15 protein-coding genes are annotated in these 17707 nt (G+C 33.7%); 11 read left to right on the top strand and 4 right to left on the bottom strand.

The window, feature by feature from the left end; translation table 11 throughout:
* Window position 1: 1 nt before the first annotated feature.
* From CDH50_RS06265 to CDH50_RS06240, 6 genes are all read left to right on the top strand, one after another.
* Entirely contained in the window at window positions 2-466 is a 465-nt protein-coding gene (locus CDH50_RS06265) for a hypothetical protein (protein WP_100611146.1), read from the top strand.
* 88 nt (window positions 467-554) lie between these two features.
* Complete coding sequence (gene ileS, locus CDH50_RS06260; protein ID WP_100611277.1) at window positions 555-3959, top strand: isoleucine--tRNA ligase; 3405 nt, start codon at window positions 555-557, stop codon at window positions 3957-3959.
* Between the two features lie 4 nt (window positions 3960-3963).
* Window positions 3964-4347 carry a TraR/DksA family transcriptional regulator gene (locus CDH50_RS06255; RefSeq protein WP_100611145.1) on the top strand — a complete coding sequence of 128 codons (384 nt, stop codon included), beginning with the start codon at window positions 3964-3966 and terminating at the stop codon, window positions 4345-4347.
* Window positions 4348-4521: 174 nt separating this feature from the next.
* Entirely contained in the window at window positions 4522-5142 is a 621-nt protein-coding gene (locus CDH50_RS06250; protein ID WP_100611144.1) for a lipoprotein signal peptidase, read from the top strand.
* Window positions 5143-5239: 97 nt separating this feature from the next.
* Window positions 5240-5791 carry a hypothetical protein gene (locus tag CDH50_RS06245; RefSeq protein ID WP_100611143.1) on the top strand — a complete coding sequence of 184 codons (552 nt, stop codon included), beginning with the start codon at window positions 5240-5242 and terminating at the stop codon, window positions 5789-5791.
* Between the two features lie 154 nt (window positions 5792-5945).
* Window positions 5946-6491, top strand: coding sequence for a pyridoxamine 5'-phosphate oxidase family protein (locus CDH50_RS06240; protein WP_100611142.1), 546 nt, complete (start codon window positions 5946-5948; stop codon window positions 6489-6491).
* 34 nt (window positions 6492-6525) lie between these two features.
* Here CDH50_RS06240 and CDH50_RS06235 read toward each other — a convergent pair whose 3' ends face one another.
* Genes CDH50_RS06235 through CDH50_RS06220 form a run of 4 tightly spaced genes read right to left on the bottom strand, consistent with a single transcriptional unit; the run spans window position 6526 to window position 9377 of the window.
* The gene (locus tag CDH50_RS06235; RefSeq protein ID WP_100611141.1) at window positions 6526-7089 is read right to left on the bottom strand and encodes a 5-formyltetrahydrofolate cyclo-ligase; all 564 of its coding nucleotides are present in this window, start codon (window positions 7087-7089) and stop codon (window positions 6526-6528) included.
* Between the two features lie 7 nt (window positions 7090-7096).
* On the bottom strand, window positions 7097-8071 hold the full coding sequence (locus CDH50_RS06230) for a succinylglutamate desuccinylase/aspartoacylase family protein (RefSeq protein WP_100611140.1): 975 nt from the start codon (window positions 8069-8071) through the stop codon (window positions 7097-7099).
* Complete coding sequence (gene rimK, locus CDH50_RS06225) at window positions 8068-8955, bottom strand: 30S ribosomal protein S6--L-glutamate ligase (RefSeq protein ID WP_100611139.1); 888 nt, start codon at window positions 8953-8955, stop codon at window positions 8068-8070. The genes CDH50_RS06230 and rimK overlap by 4 nt, the downstream gene beginning before the upstream one ends.
* Window positions 8952-9377: an ATP-dependent zinc protease family protein gene (locus tag CDH50_RS06220; protein WP_100611276.1), complete on the bottom strand. Its 426-nt coding sequence runs from the start codon at window positions 9375-9377 to the stop codon at window positions 8952-8954. The genes rimK and CDH50_RS06220 overlap by 4 nt, the downstream gene beginning before the upstream one ends.
* A 131-nt stretch (window positions 9378-9508) precedes the next feature.
* Here CDH50_RS06220 and uvrC point away from each other — a divergent pair, with 131 nt between their 5' ends.
* The 5 genes from uvrC to pgi all read left to right on the top strand — a co-directional run bounded on the left by uvrC (window position 9509) and on the right by pgi (window position 17608).
* Window positions 9509-11302, top strand: coding sequence for an excinuclease ABC subunit UvrC (uvrC, locus tag CDH50_RS06215; RefSeq protein WP_100611138.1), 1794 nt, complete (start codon window positions 9509-9511; stop codon window positions 11300-11302).
* Window positions 11299-13527: a patatin-like phospholipase family protein gene (locus CDH50_RS06210; RefSeq protein ID WP_100611137.1), complete on the top strand. Its 2229-nt coding sequence runs from the start codon at window positions 11299-11301 to the stop codon at window positions 13525-13527. Before uvrC ends, CDH50_RS06210 begins: the two co-directional genes overlap by 4 nt.
* A gap of 212 nt (window positions 13528-13739) precedes the next feature.
* Window positions 13740-14516 carry a DUF3108 domain-containing protein gene (locus tag CDH50_RS06205; protein ID WP_100611275.1) on the top strand — a complete coding sequence of 259 codons (777 nt, stop codon included), beginning with the start codon at window positions 13740-13742 and terminating at the stop codon, window positions 14514-14516.
* A gap of 163 nt (window positions 14517-14679) precedes the next feature.
* Window positions 14680-15984 (top strand): M23 family metallopeptidase, encoded by a 1305-nt coding sequence (locus tag CDH50_RS06200; protein WP_232731974.1) that lies wholly within the window; start codon window positions 14680-14682, stop codon window positions 15982-15984.
* 4 nt (window positions 15985-15988) lie between these two features.
* On the top strand, window positions 15989-17608 hold the full coding sequence (pgi, locus tag CDH50_RS06195; RefSeq protein ID WP_100611136.1) for a glucose-6-phosphate isomerase: 1620 nt from the start codon (window positions 15989-15991) through the stop codon (window positions 17606-17608).
* Window positions 17609-17707 lie beyond the last annotated feature (99 nt).

Raw genomic sequence — 17707 nt, 5'->3', positions numbered from 1 at the left:
CATGAGAAAACGTTTTTTATACTTGGTGTTGGTTATTGTTTTGGTTTCATGTGGTACAAAGGTATCTAAAAACCCTGAAATTTTAGTAAAAGAAGTTGAACTACATTCCGCAAAAATAGATTCAGACAAAGCCTTAGAGATTGAAACTACAGAAGGAGCCCTAACAGACACCGACGGATTTGAAGATATCGGAAAATTTAAATTCACCGTATTTTTTAATAAGGAAACAAATGAATTATTAAAAATTACAAATGTAGAAACAACCGACAAAACCATCACCGAAACGTATTATTTTAAAAATAATAAGCTTAGTTATTTTGGTTCTCATTTGGGAAATTCGAAGCCTAAAAAAATATATCTCTACAATAGCAAAGTCGTTTCCATAGAAAATTTAAGCCCAGAAGAACAAAAACTTTTCATAGCTAAGGCAAAGCGTTTTCAAAAAGCATTTAAGGAAACGCACTAATCCATAGAGTTAATGGTTTTTTACCTTATTAAGGTTACTTTTTTATCAAAATTCCTTATTTTCGCGCATCGAAATGAAATTGGATATAATGAGCGCAAAATTTCCTGAGTATAAAGGACTTGACTTACCAAAAGTAGCAGAAGAAATTCTTAACTATTGGCAAGAAAATAACATATTTGAAAAAAGTATTTCCACTAGGGAAAACAACGAATCGTTTGTGTTTTTTGAAGGGCCACCTTCAGCAAATGGACTTCCAGGAATTCATCATGTTATGGCACGTGCCATTAAAGATATTTTTTGTCGTTACAAAACCCAAAAAGGTTTTCAAGTAAAACGTAAAGCTGGTTGGGATACGCACGGATTGCCGATTGAACTTGGCGTTGAAAAGGAATTAGGCATTACCAAAGAAGATATAGGCAAAACCATTTCTGTAGAAGATTATAATGCCGCTTGCCGCAAAGCCGTGATGCGCTACACGGATATTTGGAACGACCTCACCGAAAAAATGGGTTATTGGGTAGATATGGAACATCCATACATTACCTACGAACCAAAATACATGGAAAGTGTTTGGTGGTTACTAAAAGAAATTTATAATAAAAATTTATTATATAAGGGTTACACGATTCAACCCTATTCCCCAAAGGCAGGAACTGGTTTAAGTTCACACGAGTTGAACCAACCGGGAACGTATCAAGATGTTACGGATACAACGGTTGTGGCGCAGTTTAAAGCCATAGAAGAATCGCTTCCAAAATTTTTACAAAATGAAGGAGATATTTATTTCTTAGCTTGGACGACAACCCCATGGACACTGCCTTCAAATACAGCGTTGACTGTTGGTCCTAAAATTGAATATGTTTTAGTTGAAACATACAACCAATATACTTTCCAGCCAATAAATGTGGTTTTGGCTAAAAAATTAGTGAACTACCAATTTTCAGGAAAGTTTCATCTAGTCGAAACAAAAGCGGAATTATTAAATTACAAAGCGGATGATAAAAAGATTCCATTTTATGTTGTAAAGGAATTTATTGGCAAAGATTTAGTAGGAATTAAATACGAACAATTATTACCATACACGCTTCCAAACGACAATCCAGAAAATGCTTTTAGAGTGATTTCTGGAGATTTCGTAACTACCGAAGATGGTACAGGAATCGTTCATACCGCACCCACATTTGGAGCAGATGATGCTAAAGTTGCGAAAGAAGCCGTGCCAGAAGTACCGCCTATGTTGGTAAAAGACGAAAATGGCAACTTAGTGCCATTGGTTGATTTGCAAGGAAAGTTTCGTCCAGAAATCGGCGAGTTTGCTGGTAAATATGTGAAGAATGAATATTATAACGATGGTGAAGCTCCAGAACGTTCTGTTGATGTAGAAATTGCCATCAAGTTAAAAGAAGAAAACAAAGCCTTTAAGGTTGAAAAATATAAACACAGTTACCCAAATTGTTGGCGTACCGATAAACCCATTTTGTATTATCCGTTAGATTCTTGGTTCATTAAAGTTACTGATATTAAAGATAGAATGTTCCAACTTAACGAAACCATCAACTGGAAACCAAAAGCCACAGGAACGGGTCGTTTTGGTAATTGGTTGGCGAATGCAAACGATTGGAATTTATCACGCTCTCGTTATTGGGGTATTCCATTACCGATTTGGAGAACCGAGGATGGCAAGGAAGAAATTTGTATCGGTTCGGTTGAAGAACTAAAAGCAGAAATGCAAAAAGCAGTTTCAGCGGGTGTACTTTCAAAAGCTATTTTTGAAGATTTTGAAGTTGGTAATAATTCCGAAGAAAACTATGCCAAAATCGATTTACATAAAAACATTGTCGATGGCATTGTTTTAGTCTCAGCTTCCGGTAAAAAAATGTTCCGCGAAAGCGATTTAATTGATGTTTGGTTCGATTCTGGCGCCATGCCTTATGCACAATGGCATTATCCGTTTGAGAATAAAGAGTTGATAGATAAAGGCAAATCCTATCCAGCCGATTTTATAGCTGAAGGTGTTGACCAAACACGAGGTTGGTTTTACACGCTTCACGCCATTGCAACGATGGTTTTCGATTCGGTTGCCTATAAAAATGTAGTATCGAATGGATTGGTGTTGGATAAAAATGGACAAAAAATGTCCAAACGTCTTGGAAATGCCGTAGATCCTTTTGAAACCTTATCAACTTTTGGTGCAGATGCCACGCGTTGGTACATGATTTCAAACGCAAATCCTTGGGATAATTTAAAATTCGATGTTGAAGGTATTGAAGAAGTCAAACGTAAATTTTTTGGAACGCTTTATAATACCTATTCATTCTTTCAGCTATATGCTAATTTGGATGAGTTTGATTATAGTGAAGCTGACATTCCTTTAAATGAACGACCAGAAATAGACCGTTGGATACTTTCAGAATTACACACATTAATCAAAAAAGTAGATGAATATTATGCAGACTACGAGCCAACAAAAGCAGCAAGGGCCATTTCAGATTTCACACAAGATTATTTAAGCAATTGGTATGTGCGTTTAAGCAGAAGACGTTTCTGGAAAGGCGATTACCAACTAGATAAAATTTCGGCATACCAAACACTTTACACGTGTATGGTAACCATTGCAAAGTTAGGCGCGCCAATCGCACCGTTCTTTATGGATAGGTTGTATATGGATTTGAATGCCGTTACCAAAAAAGAAAACTTTGAGAGTGTACATTTGGCAAATTTTCCTGCGTTTAACGCGGCTTTTGTAGATAAAAGTTTAGAGCGCAAAATGGAAGCAGCACAAACAATATCATCTTTGGTATTATCGTTAAGAGCTAAGGAAAAGATAAAAGTACGTCAGCCTCTTCAAAAAATAATGATTCCTATTAGTGGTAAACAGCAAAAGGATGAAATTTTAGCAGTTTCAGACTTAATAAAGCATGAGGTTAATGTTAAGGAGATTGAGCTTTTAGAAGATGCTTCAGATATATTGGTAAAACAAATAAAACCCAATTTTAAAACCCTTGGCCCTCGTTTCGGAAAGGATATGAAAGCCATCGCGAACGAAGTAATTAACTTTACCTCGCAAGATATTAACAAAATAGAACAAAATGGGGTTTTGGATGTGGTTATTAATGGAAAAAATATAACTTTAGCCATTGATGATGTGGAAATTACATCGCAAGATATTGAAGGGTGGTTAGTAGCTAATGAAGGCGCATTAACTGTGGCTTTAGATATTACTATTACTGACGAATTGCGAAAAGAAGGCATTGCAAGGGAACTTGTAAACCGCATTCAAAATTTACGTAAAGACTCAGGTTTTGAAGTTACAGATCGTATTGATGTGAAGCTTCAAAAAGATGATAACATGACACAAGCCGTCCATTCGAATTTAGAATATATAAAAACAGAAACATTAACAGAAGAACTTGAAATTATAGATCAGATAACCCAAGGCATTGACATTGCCTTTGATGATGTAAACACCAAGTTGTTTATTCAAAAACACTAAAATTATGGCTATAGAAAATACAGTAAGATATTCAGACAAAGATTTAGCAGAATTTAAAGTGCTTATACAAGAAAAAATAGTGAAAGCGCAGCACGATTTAGATCTTATTAAAAGTGCTTATATGAACAATCTTAGTAATGGTACAGAAGATACGTCGCCAACGTTTAAAGCGTTTGATGAAGGTAGCGAGGTGATGAGCAAAGAATCGAATTCACAATTGGCCATCAGACAGGAAAAGTTTATCCGCGACCTTAAAAATGCTTTAATCCGTATTGAAAACAAAACCTACGGTATTTGCCGTGTTACAGGAAAATTAATTGCTAAAGAGCGATTGATGTTAGTGCCACACGCTACTTTGAGTATTGAAGCAAAAAACATGCAGCAATAAGATTGCTTAATTAATAGATTTTAAGCGTCTCGGTTTAAAACGAGACGTTTTTTATTTGTCATTCCTGTCATTTCGAAGTTTATGCTGAGCGGAGTTGAAGTAAATGCAGGAATCCAGTATTAAACAGCAATCTTTTCAATCGTAATTCAAAAATCGTAATTCGTAAATCCATTCATGTCATTAAAGAAATCAATTCTACTTATCATCATTGTTTTGCTTATAGACCAAATAAGTAAAATATATATAAAAACGCATTTTCAACTGCAAGACAGTATTGAGGTATTTAGTTGGTTTAAAATCTATTTTATTGAGAATGAAGGCATGGCTTGGGGTACGAGAATCAGCGATTTTTTGCCGTTTGTAACAGATAGATCGGCAAAAACAGCCTTAACACTTTTTAGGATTGTAGCTATTTTTGGTATTGGATATTGGCTGTACGATGCTACAAAAAATAAAGCCTCAAAAATATTGATTTGGGCGGTTGCATTGATTTTTGCAGGCGCCATGGGCAATATTATAGATTCTGTTTTTTATGGTGTGTTGTTTAATGATAGCTACATGCAAGTAGCCTCCTTTTTACCACGCGAAGGTGGTTATGATATGTTGTTACATGGCAAAGTTGTCGATATGCTTTATTTTCCTTTATATAAAGGTTATTTGCCCGAATGGCTACCAATTTATGGTGGCAAATTCTTCACATTTTTTGAACCCGTTTTTAACATTGCTGATATGGCTATAAGTGCTGGGTTTATCATGCTTATTGTTTTTAATAAAAAAGCGTTTCCTAAGAAGTAATATTTATTGCTCTTTTTTCTTCTATATGTAGGGTAATTAGTATATTTATTCTTCATATAACGAGTTGTGCAACATTTAAGACAAAAATTACGTTGAATTGAAAAATCTTAAACCTGACTTTACAATTAGCGAAATTGGAAAATTTCAATTTTACGGTGGAATTTTAATTGGGTTTGGATTTTGTTTAACTTTTAACAGCTTATTTCGACTGATTTCAAAAATATCTGACTTTGGAAATGTTATGGCCGAATCAAGTTGGAACAGAATCCTTAATTATGAATTTTCATTTTACTATTTAACTTTAATCGGATTTACTTCCTTCGCTTTCGCTTTTTGTTTTACGACATATCTTTGGATGAGCAAACCCTTTGCGAGAATAAAAAGGAAAAACTTAAAATTGAGATTTGCTCAAGCTAACTCATTATGGATTTTGTTTGGAACACTGATTTTCTTAACCAGAATGATTTGGTTTATTGGCGGAATAGAAATTTCAATCGAAAATGATTTTCCTTACTTGGGTTTTATGGTTCCAATTTTCATGTATTTCTATTGCTGGAATTTAATTTCAAATATTTATAAAAGTAATAGACCATTTATTTTGACAACTCTGATTTTTATAATTGGTGGATTTATTTTGAGTAAAATTTAAAAATAAAAAACGTTGTACAACACCGTGTATAAAAAATTGCTAGTTTTAGCTAACTCAAAGTTTGTTGCACTTTTGTCAGCTTTCTATTTTCATTTAATAAAATCCTTGTTTACAACCATGCAACTTTACAAAATACTTTATAGCCAATTAAACCATGGGAAAGAAATTAGATGTTATCACCCCCGAACTAAAAGAATTTATTGAAAACCAAAAACTATTTTTTGTGGGAACCGCTGCTAATGACGGCAGAGTGAATGTATCTCCAAAAGGCTCAGACTCATTTAGGGTTATTAATGAGAATAAAATTGTTTGGCTGAATTTAACAGGAAGTGGCAATGAAACCGCGGCACATTTACTAAAGAATAGTAGAATGACAATTATGTTTTGTGCTTTTGAAGGAAAACCTATGATTTTAAGGCTCTACGGACATGCAAAGATTTATCATAAAAGAGAAAGCAGTTTTCAAGAATATGCGAGTTTATTTCCAGAGAATGTTGGTGCTAGACAAATAATAGAAATGGACGTGGACTTGGTTCAAACATCTTGTGGATTTGCCGTGCCGTTTATGGATTTCAAGGAAGAACGAAACACCTTAAACGCTTGGGCAGAAAAACAAGGCGAAGACAACATTAAAGATTATTGGAAAGAGAAAAATACCGTAAGTATTGATGGGTTTGAAACTGGGATTTTTGAGAAGTAAAATTATATTTTTATTTTATTGTAAATCATAAAAATCAAAATCCATAAACTCGCTCAGGGGTTACGCAATAATCTAGTTTAACGTCACTTTCAAAAACATCATCAATAGCATCTTCGGGTTCAAAAAAGGAAAGTCCAATTTTAATGGTTTCTGGTTTGCATTCATTTAAAAATTTATCATAAAAGCCCTTTCCATAACCAATGCGATGACCTGCTTTATCAAAAGCCAACAAGGGCACAAAAACCACTTCAATTTTATTATTGGTAATTTCTATACCATCAACAGGTTCGGGAATGTTGTAGGCGTTTTTTTTAATTACTGTGTTATCCGTTAATAAATAATGCGTCATTAACGTGGTTTCAAAATCACTTTTTGAGAGCACTATGTGTTTGTCTTTTCCAGAAAGGATATTCAAAATATAATCGGTATTGACTTCTTTTTGTTCTTCAATCGTTAAAAAAATATGGTAAAACGAAGCATCCCAAATAGGCAATTTTAAAAGCTTATTGGCAATGGCCATACTTAAATGGTCAATGGCTTCAGCAGATAAGTCGCTACGAAGTGCTTTGTATTTTTTCCGCAATTCAGCTTTTTGCATATTATTATTAACGCTTAAGTTTTGTACTTATGTGGAATAGGGCATCGCCTTGATATACAATAGGTGATTCGTTTACATTAATAATATAACCAGCATTATTGGCTTTTACAAAGTGATTGAACTTGCCAAAAGGATCGGTAATCGTGCCCAGAACGTCTTTTTTGTTCACCTTAATCCCTACTTTTACAGCAGGCTTGAACATGCCGGAATATTTGGCTCGTTTCCAAGTGCTTTCCGTAATATAAATGGATTCATTAGATGGTTTTGCCACTGTAAAAGCGGACTTTAACATGCCGAAATGTTGCAAAATGCGTTTGGCACCTTTAATGCCAGATGCCGTAACGGTTTCATCTATGTGAAATGATTTGCCACCTTCAAAAAGCAACATGGGTTTTCCTAATTTATGGCAAGTATTTCTAAATGATTTATTTAAGTTTTTGGAATATAAAACAAAAGGTGCTCCAAACACTTTTGCTAAATCGTTGAGTTCTTTATTTTCCTTAACAAAGCGGAGTTGAGGTGCGTTAAATCTGCCAGCACTGCCTGTATGGTAATCAACAATTAAATCGACATGGGGAATGATGCCGTGAACCAATTTATAAGCGACCCTGCTTGCCAACGAACCATTTTTAGAACCAGGAAACACGCGGTTTAAATCCCTGCCATCTGGGAACTCACGATTTAAATTGATAAAGCCAAAAATATTAATAACAGGAATACAAATAATGGTGCCACATTTTGGTTTATTGATACCAGAAGCAATGAGCTGTCGTACAATTTCAACACCATTTACCTCGTCACCATGAATTCCTGCCGTAAATAAAATAGTAGGCCCCGGTAGTTTAGAGCGTTCTACAATAATAGGAACATCAACCGTTGAGGTGGTGTGGAGTTTGGCTAAATCTAAACTTATTTCTTTGCTTTCGCCTGGTAAAATAGTAACTCCTAGAATATGTAAAATGTCATTTTTGGCTTTAATCATTTAAATGATGTCATTTTGTTTTTTTCTATATGTGTTATAATATTTTTTGCAATATTTTTTCCGGTAGCACCTTCAATGCCTTCTAAACCTGGGGTAGAATTGACTTCTAACAACAAAGGACCTCTAGCCGATTGTAGCATATCGACACCACAAACAGGGAGTTTTAAAACTTTAGCGGCACTCATCGCTAACGCTAATTCTTGCTCATTTAGTTTTATGACTTCGGCAGTGCCACCTCGGTGTAAATTAGAACGAAACTCACCTTCTTTGCCTTGGCGTTTCATGGCTCCAACCACTTGTCCGTCCACAATAAGTGCTCGAATATCCGCACCTTTGGCTTCTTTAATGAATTCTTGAACAATCACGCGGGCTTCCAATCCGTTAAAGGCTTCCAAAACAGATTCCGCAGCATTTTTTGTTTCTGCCAAAACAACGCCCAAACCTTGAGTGCCTTCTAAAAGTTTAATAATTACCGGAACGCCACCAACGTGTTCAATGACTTCTTCCACATCGCGCGAGTAGTTGGTAAAAACCGTTTTTGGCATCCCAATACCCGCTTTGCTTAAGCGTTGTAAACTTCGTAGTTTATCCCTAGAACGTAGTATGGCATCAGAGGTAGCGATAACAAAAACGTTCATCATCTCAAATTGCCTTACCACAGCGCAGCCATAAAACGTAATGGACGCACCAATTCTGGGAATCACGGCATCTACATAATCCAAATAGCGGTCTTTATAATAAATTGTGGGTTTTTCCCTTTCTATAATGATATCGCATTTTAAGGGGTCGATGACTTCCATTTTATGGCCTCTTTTTTCGCCTTCTTCTATAAGCCTTGCGGTTGAGTATAGACTAGAGTTTCTTGATAGAATAACTATATTCATTGTGTTTTTAAATTAAAAGACAGGTTTTCTTTGTCTACATCAACCATAAACTTGTGCTTTAAAAATTGCCTGCCAATAAGTACGGGGAATTTCATGTCGTCACGCGTGCTTAAAGTTAAGTTAATCTTATATGTTTTTCCAAAAAATATAACTTCAGATTTTATCTTATATCTATTTTCCTTAAAACCATTGCTGCTTTTCACATTGGTTTTAGAAAAGGTTTCAAAAACGACTTCTTTTCCACTAAAATTAGCATGGCCTTCGCTGTAAAAAGTACATTTTAGCATATTGTTGTGTTCTACAATATTGGAACAATGAATAGCTGATGTGTAAGCACCCGTGTCAATTTTAACATTGATATTGAATAAATCCAAATTGGGAAAGTCCACTTTATCTACTCTGCCAATAATTTTTTTCTTCATGTTCAAAATCATTTAAAAAAGTTTGCGAAGGTAGCGAATTAGAAAAACCAAAAACTATTTATACAAAAAAGTTTAACGTTTTAATATATGGGTAAGTTAGCAATAAAAATTAAAATAATTACCTTTGAGTGATGAGTCATTCTCCTTTAGAAATACAGCTTATAACCCTTCCAGAACAACCCGGAGTGTATCAATATTTTGATGCTGAAGGCACTATTATTTACGTTGGAAAAGCTAAAAACCTTAAGAAGCGCGTCAGTTCATATTTTACTAAAACACATGATAATGGCAAAACCCGTGTGCTAGTCAAGAAAATTGCTAGCATAAGGCACATTGTTGTAGAGACGGAAACGGATGCGTTGTTGCTGGAGAATAACTTGATTAAAAAGCACCAGCCGCGTTATAATGTCATGCTGAAGGACGACAAATCATATCCTTGGATTTGCATAAAGAACGAACGTTTCCCCAGAGTGTTTTCTACACGTAGAGTTATTAAAGATGGTAGCGAGTATTTTGGGCCCTATACCAGTATGAAAACCGTTTCTACCTTATTGGATTTAATAAAAGAGATTTATCATTTACGGACGTGCAATTTTCATTTATCTGAAGAAAAAATTGACGCAGGAAGATACAAAGTGTGCTTGGAATACCATTTAGGAAACTGCAAAGGCCCCTGTGAGGGTTTGGAAACTGAAGCTGAGTACAGCCAAAACATCAAAGCCATTAAAGAGATTTTAAAAGGGAATTTTAAGGATTCGTTGTCGCAGTTTAAATCACAAATGAAGCAATATGCCGCAAATATGCAGTTTGAAGAGGCACAAAAAATAAAGGAAAAAATTGAAGTGCTTGAAAATTATCAAGCAAAATCGACCATTGTTAATCCCAAAATAAGTAATGTGGATGTGTTTTCCATTGTAAGCGATGAAACTTATGGTTATGTGAACTTTTTACAATTATCTTATGGGTCCATCATTCGTTCGCATACCTTGGAGATTAAAAAGAAACTCGATGAAACCGATTTGGAATTATTGGAACTTGCCATCATCGAAATTCGGCAACGATTTCATTCAAAATCCAAAGAAATTTATGTGCCTTTTAAAGTTGATTTAGGTGAAGATGTAAAAGTAACCGTTCCGCAATTGGGTGATAAAAAGCATATTTTGGATTTATCTATCCGTAATGCTAAATATTACAGAATGGAACGGTTTAAACAAGATAAAATTGTTGACCCAGACAGACATGCCAATAGAATTATGGCACAAATGAAAGCCGATTTACGTCTTCATGAAGAACCACGGCATATCGAGTGTTTTGATAACTCGAATATTCAAGGTACCAATCCGGTTGCTGCCTGTGTTGTTTTTAAAAACGGAAAACCAAGTAAAAAAGATTATCGGCATTTCAATATAAAAACAGTGGAAGGTCCAGACGATTTTGCTTCTATGGAAGAAGTGGTTTACAGACGCTATAAACGTATGTTGGATGAAGAACAATCCTTACCACAATTAATTATTATCGATGGTGGCAAAGGACAGTTATCTTCGGCTTTAAAAAGTTTGGAAATACTTAATTTAAGAGGAAAAATAGCCATTATCGGCATTGCAAAACGTTTAGAGGAATTATTCTATCCAAATGATCCAATTCCGTTATATTTAGATAAAAAAAGCGAAACTTTAAAAGTCATTCAACAATTAAGAAACGAAGCGCACCGTTTTGGTATAGAACACCATAGAAATAAGCGCAGTAAAAGTGCGCTGAATACAGAATTGGAAACCATTATTGGTGTTGGTGAAAAAACGGTGGTCGATTTATTAAAGCATTTCAAATCCGCCAAACGAATCGCAAACGCCAAATTAGATGAATTAGAGCAAGTTGTTGGCGTGGCCAGAGCGGAAAAAGTATATAATTATTACCATAATAAATGAAGTATATTTTAACCATTGTAGTTTTTTTTATCTGTATTCAGGGGTTTTCCCAAGATCCAGAAAAAAAAGATATTAAAGTTGGTTTGGTATTAAGTGGCGGTGGCGCTAAAGGACTGGCGCATATAGGTGTATTAAAAGTAATAGATAGTTTAGGCTTAAAAATTGATTACATAGCAGGCACTAGCATGGGTGCTATTATTGGTTCTTTATATGCCTCAGGGTATTCTGGAAAACAAATCGATTCCATTTTTAAGTCGGTAAATTTTGATGATATTTTGAATGATAATTTACCGCGGGAAGCAAGAACATTTTATGAGCGCGACAACAACGAACGGTATGCTTTTACATTACCATTTAATAGCTTTAAAATTAAATTGCCTTCGGCGCTTTCCAGAGGTCAAAATACCTATGGATTACTTTCAAGATTAACATTACATGTTAATACCATTGATAATTTTAGCAAATTGCCCATTCCTTTTTTCTGTATAGCAACCAATATAGAAACAGGAAAAGCAGTGATGCTTGATAGAGGTAATTTATCACAAGCAGTCATGGCGAGTGGTGCATTTCCTTCATTGTTTCAGCCCGTTATTATTGACGATCAAGTTTTAATTGATGGAGGTGTTGTTAATAATTATCCAATTGATGAGTTGAGGGAAAAAGGCATGGATGTCATTATAGGCGTGGATGTTCAAGATGGTTTGATGTCTCGAGAAAAACTCACATCGGCTCCCGACGTTTTACTCCAAATCAACAATTTTAGGACTATTAACGATATGAAGGTTAAGTCAAAAAAGACAGATATTTACATAAAACCTGATATTACAAATTTTTCGGTTGTGTCGTTTAGTGAGCTTAAAAAAATTACGAAAACAGGTACAGTAGCTACGCTTAGCCATTTAGAGGCATTGAATGGGATTGCCAAATTCCAATCAAAAAAGAGTCCGCAAACACGCATAAAAACGGTTGACAGTTTAAAAATCAATGCTATAAATTTATCTGGTGAAAGTAATTATACCAGATCATATGTTTTAGGGAAATTAAAATTAAAGACCAATGAAAATATAAGTTATGACGATTTTAATAAAGGCGTTAATAACTTAATAGCGACCAATAATTTTGATAGTTTTTTATACGAATTAAAACCTTCGGATAGTATTGATGGTTTCGATTTGAATGCGACGTTAAAGGAAAGCAAGGAATCAACATTCTTAAAATTAGGGGTTCATTATGATGATTTATACAAAAGTTCGGCATTAATAAATCTTACTAAAAAGAGATTGTTGACAAAAAATGATTTGGCTTCTTTCGATTTTATACTTGGAGATAACGTAAGATATAATTTTGATTATTATATAGATAAAGGTTTTTATTGGAGTATTGGATTGAATTCTAGATTCGATAGTTTTAATCATAATGTGGCGGCTGAAACTATTTTATCGCCAGAACAATTAAGTTTAATAAACGTTAATAAGCTTGCTATAAAAGTTAGTGACTTTACCAATCAGTTTTATATACAAACACTCTTTAGAAAAGACCTTTCCTTAACATTAGGAGCAGAGTATAAACATTTAAGAATTACTTCCGAAACAATTTTAGACAATAATAATGATGAAAAATCGGTGTTTGAAAGAGGAGATTATATGAGCGTATTTGGTAAATTAAGATTTGACACATATGATAATAAGTACTTTCCTAAAAAAGGGGTTTTATTTAATGCCGATTTACATACCTATTTGCATGCATCTGAATTCAGGGATGATTTCTCAAGTTTTTCAATAGCCAAAGCTACGTTTGGGTACTCACAATCGTTTTCTAATAAATTTTCAGCTAACATAACATCTGATGCCGGTTTTAGGGTAGGTCAAGATACAAATCCATACTTAAATTTTGTTTTGGGAGGTTATGGCGGACACTTAATAAACAATTATATGCCATTTTATGGCTACGATTTTCTTTCCATTTCTGGCAATAGTTTTATAAAATCTGCATTGACATTAGACTATGAGATCTTTAAGAAAAACCATTTAAATTTTGCAATAAATGTTGCAAATGTTGAAGATAATCTTTTTGAGACAACAGAATGGTTTTCAAAAATAGATTATACGGGGTATGCTTTAGGTTATAGCCTAGAAACATTTATTGGTCCTATAGAAATTAAGTATTCTTGGTCCCCAGAAACCAAAAAAAGTGTTTGGTTTTTCAATGTAGGTTTTTGGTTTTAAGTATGTTAATGGCATATTTTATACTTTCAAAGTAGTAAAAGACAAAAATCGCTTAGTCATTATTTAACAGTAATTTATTGTTCTAATAAGAAAATGCTATCAATTAATTTTGATGAAGTTTTTTTGTTTTAATACTTTTGGAATAGTAATTGTAATTTTGTTCATATTACAACAAAATAAGAAACAAAGAGTTACATTTAACTACTATGAAAATGAAAAAATATCTACTTATAATATGTATGTTCATTATGCAGGTGTCTTTTGCCCAAGAATCTGCATTTGATACTGGAGAATGGTTTAAATTTAAAATGAGCTACAGTAATTGGCTTAAAGCAGGAAGTGCCACCCTTACCATAAAAGACAACAATATTAATGGTAAAGATGTATATCATGTAGTTGGAAAAGGTTGGACCTCGGGAATGATTAAATGGTTTTTTAAAGTGGATGACAAGTATGAATCCTATTTTGATAAGAAAACCAATATCCCATATAAATTTATTAGAAATATTGATGAAGGAGGCTATACTAAAGATATAGAAATCGATTTTGATCAGGTAAATCATAAAGCATACAACCATGACAAAAAAAATAAAGTAAAAACAGTTTTTGATACCAAACCTAATATACAGGATATGGTATCCACATTTTACTACCTAAGAAATCGCATAGATGCTAAAAATATTAAAGTAGGAGACGAAGTTAAAGTCGATATGTTTTTTGATGAAGAAATTTATGGATTTAAACTAAAATACTTGGGAGAAGAAACCATACAAACCGATTTTGGTAAAATTAATGCACTTAAATTTAGACCATCAGTAATGGCGGGTCGCGTTTTTAAAGAAGAAGAGAGTTTAACCCTTTGGGTGTCTAATGATAAAAACAAAATTCCTTTGAGAATTAAAGCTGACTTAAGAATTGGCTCATTGAGAGCCGACCTAGAATCTTTCAAAGGATTAAAACACCCATTTAAAATAATTGTTGGTAATTAATAAGTTATCAAAAACCTTTCTTTTTTCGCCTTTTTTTGTGAGTTATTAAATCTTTGTACGCTATTAGTAAACTGTTGAAAAAAAGTAATAGATTAACATTTTTTCAAGATAAATACAAATAGGAATTTATTAGATTTACGCAGTTTAATAATTAACTATAGTCGTGAACTATACAAAAAATAGAGGTTTGGTAAAAAAGTATGTAATTGTGGCATTAATAGCCATAACTATTTTCAGTTGCAAAGATAAATCTGAAACTACAGAAGAAAACGAAGAAATAGCGATGGTTGAACCAGATGTTTTTGAGTTTGGTTTTAAGTTAAATGATTTTACAGTTAAGAGAGATACCATAAGAAGTGGTGATAGTTTCGGACTTATTCTTGAACGTAATAAAATAGGGTATCCACAAATATTTCAAATTGCTGAAAAAGCCAAAGACACCTTTAATATTAAAAATCTTCGAATAGGAAGACCTTACACGTTACTTTGCTCAAATGATTCTCTAGCAACCCCAAAACATTTCATATACCAACCAAACCAAGAAGAATTTGTGGTCATCAGTTTTCACGATTCCATCCATGCCTATACAAGCCGAAAGCCTATTAAATATGTTGAAAAAACAATTACAGGAATTGTTACAAGTAGTATTTCCCAGATTTTAGATAAACAAGGCATCAGCCCCATTTTAACAAATATGTTGGCAGAACAAATATATGCGTGGACTATAGATTTTACGCGCCTTCAAAAAGGAGATACATTTAAAGTTATTTACACCGATAAGTATATTGATGATACTATTTATGCAGGCGTATATAATGTGAAGGCCGCTTTTTTCAACCATAAAGAAACTCCTTATTACGCTTTTAGGTATCGAACGGATACTATAAAAAACATATATGAATACTACAATGAAGCTGCTAAAGATTTACGCAGAGCTTTCTTAAAAGCTCCAGTTCAATTTAGCAGAATTTCTTCAAGATATAATTTAAACCGCCGCATTGCTTATTACGGTTTTGCGTTACGCCCGCACAAAGGTACCGATTTTGCTGCCGCTGTAGGCACTCCTATTTTGGCCACTGCCAATGGTACTGTTACCGAATCCCAATTTAAAGGAGGTAATGGTAATTATGTAAAAATCAGGCATAATGCTACTTATGAAACACAATACCTCCATATGCAGAAAAGATTGGTAAAGGTAGGTCAGCATGTAAAACAAGGTGATGTTATTGGTACGGTAGGTATGACAGGAAATACTAGTGGCCCCCATGTATGCTATCGTTTTTGGAAAAATGGGGTGCAGGTAGATCCGTTAAAGGAAAAATTATCACAATCAGAGCCTATTGCTGAATCTCTTAAAGGAGACTATTTGGAGTTTATAAAACCCATAAAAACAAAATTAGATGCCTTGCCAATTATAGATAATTCAAAAAAGGAAGAAGATATAAATCTCATCTCTCAAAATAAATAACATTATGGCGTTACTAAGTATAAATCCGACTTCAACAAATTCTTGGAAAAAGCTTCAAGAACATTACAGTAAAGTAAGTAATACTCACATGAAAGATTTATTTGCTCAAGATGGTAAGAGAGCAGATAAATTTACAATCAAATGGGAAGATTTTTACGTTGATTACTCCAAAAATAGAATCACAGAGGAAACCATGACTTATTTGCTTCAATTGGCCGATGAGGTTAAATTGAAAGATGCCATTAAAAGTCAGTTTTCTGGAGATATTATAAATCAAACAGAAGAAAGAGCCGTATTACACACAGCCTTGCGAGCACCAAAAAATGCCGATTTTAAAGTTGATGGCGTCAATGTGATGCCAGAAATATATCAGGTAAAACAAAAAATAGAAAACTTCACGAATGAAGTGGTAAATGGTGGCAAAAAAGGATTTTCGGGCAAACCGTTTACAGATGTTGTAAATATTGGTATAGGAGGCTCCGATTTAGGTCCAGCTATGGTTGTGGAGTCTTTACAATATTATAAAAACCATTTAACAACCCATTTTGTAAGCAATGTTGATGGCGACCATGTGAATGAGGTTATAAAAAAACTAAATCCGGAAACAACGCTTTTTGTTATTGTTTCAAAAACATTTACGACGCAAGAAACACTTTCAAATGCCAATACCATTAAAGAATGGTTCTTAAAATCAGGTAAAGAAAGTGATATTGCAAAACATTTTGTAGCAGTTTCCACTAATATTAAAAATGTAAAAGCTTTTGGAATTGACGAAAACAATATTTTCCCTATGTGGGATTGGGTTGGTGGTCGTTTTTCACTATGGAGTGCTGTTGGTTTAACCATAAGCTTAGCGGTTGGTTATTCAAATTTTGATAGCTTGCTTTTAGGAGCTCATAAAATGGATGAGCATTTTAAAAATGAAGATTTTAAAACAAATATTCCAGTTGTATTGGCTTTAATAAGTGTTTGGTATAACAATTTCTTTAATGCCGAAAGTGAAGCAATTATACCTTATTCTCAATATTTAAGTCAGTTCGCCACCTATTTACAACAAGGCATTATGGAAAGTAATGGTAAAAGTGTTGATAGAAACGGAAACAAAATAGATTACCAAACAGGAACTATTATTTGGGGAGAACCAGGCACCAATTCTCAACACGCCTTTTTTCAGCTGATTCATCAAGGAACCAAATTAATTCCAGCCGATTTTATTGGGTTTGTGAAATCGTTACACGGCAATCAAGATCATCAAGATAAATTAACATCAAACTTTTTAGCGCAAACGGAAGCCTTGCTAAATGGTAAAACGGAAGCCGAAGTAAAAACGGAAGGTGCCTCTTCAGAATTGTTACCATTTAAAATATTTGAAGGTAATAAACCTACTAATACCATCTTCATTAACAAACTATCACCAGAAAGTTTAGGTAAATTAATTGCCATGTACGAGCATAAAATTTTCGTACAAGGTATCATTTGGAACATCTTCAGTTATGATCAATTTGGAGTAGAATTAGGAAAACAATTAGCAACAAAAATTTTACAGGAAATTAACAATACTGCAACAAATAAACATGATTCGTCAACCGAAAATTTATTGAATTATTATAAGCAATTATCTTAAGAAGCAATAAAAAATTCAACAAAAATGCCAAAATGCTCTATTATGTTTAAATAATTAGAGCATTTTTTTATTAACAATCGTTAAATTTCTTAACATATG

Origin of the sequence: Confluentibacter lentus, from assembly GCF_002806995.1 — a bacterium.
In the GTDB taxonomy this organism is placed as follows: Bacteria; Bacteroidota; Bacteroidia; order Flavobacteriales; family Flavobacteriaceae; genus Confluentibacter; species Confluentibacter lentus.
The sequence above is the reverse complement of the archived record's forward strand: the minus strand, read 5'-3'. Positions and strand labels throughout refer to the sequence as shown.

Excerpts from the sequence above, each read along its gene's own strand:
- uvrC (WP_100611138.1), top strand. The coding sequence starts at position 9,509 with ATGAGTCATTCTCCTTTAGAAATACAGCTTATAACCCTTCCAGAACAA.
- CDH50_RS06240 (WP_100611142.1), top strand. The coding sequence starts at position 5,946 with ATGGGAAAGAAATTAGATGTTATCACCCCCGAACTAAAAGAATTTATT.
- CDH50_RS06250 (WP_100611144.1), top strand. The coding sequence starts at position 4,522 with ATGTCATTAAAGAAATCAATTCTACTTATCATCATTGTTTTGCTTATA.
- CDH50_RS06220 (WP_100611276.1), bottom strand. The coding sequence starts at position 9,377 with ATGAAGAAAAAAATTATTGGCAGAGTAGATAAAGTGGACTTTCCCAAT.
- CDH50_RS06210 (WP_100611137.1), top strand. The coding sequence starts at position 11,299 with ATGAAGTATATTTTAACCATTGTAGTTTTTTTTATCTGTATTCAGGGG.
- CDH50_RS06205 (WP_100611275.1), top strand. The coding sequence starts at position 13,740 with ATGAAAAAATATCTACTTATAATATGTATGTTCATTATGCAGGTGTCT.
- rimK (WP_100611139.1), bottom strand. The coding sequence starts at position 8,955 with ATGAATATAGTTATTCTATCAAGAAACTCTAGTCTATACTCAACCGCA.
- CDH50_RS06230 (WP_100611140.1), bottom strand. The coding sequence starts at position 8,071 with ATGATTAAAGCCAAAAATGACATTTTACATATTCTAGGAGTTACTATT.
- CDH50_RS06235 (WP_100611141.1), bottom strand. The coding sequence starts at position 7,089 with ATGCAAAAAGCTGAATTGCGGAAAAAATACAAAGCACTTCGTAGCGAC.
- CDH50_RS06265 (WP_100611146.1), top strand. The coding sequence starts at position 2 with ATGAGAAAACGTTTTTTATACTTGGTGTTGGTTATTGTTTTGGTTTCA.
- CDH50_RS06255 (WP_100611145.1), top strand. The coding sequence starts at position 3,964 with ATGGCTATAGAAAATACAGTAAGATATTCAGACAAAGATTTAGCAGAA.
- pgi (WP_100611136.1), top strand. The coding sequence starts at position 15,989 with ATGGCGTTACTAAGTATAAATCCGACTTCAACAAATTCTTGGAAAAAG.
- ileS (WP_100611277.1), top strand. The coding sequence starts at position 555 with ATGAGCGCAAAATTTCCTGAGTATAAAGGACTTGACTTACCAAAAGTA.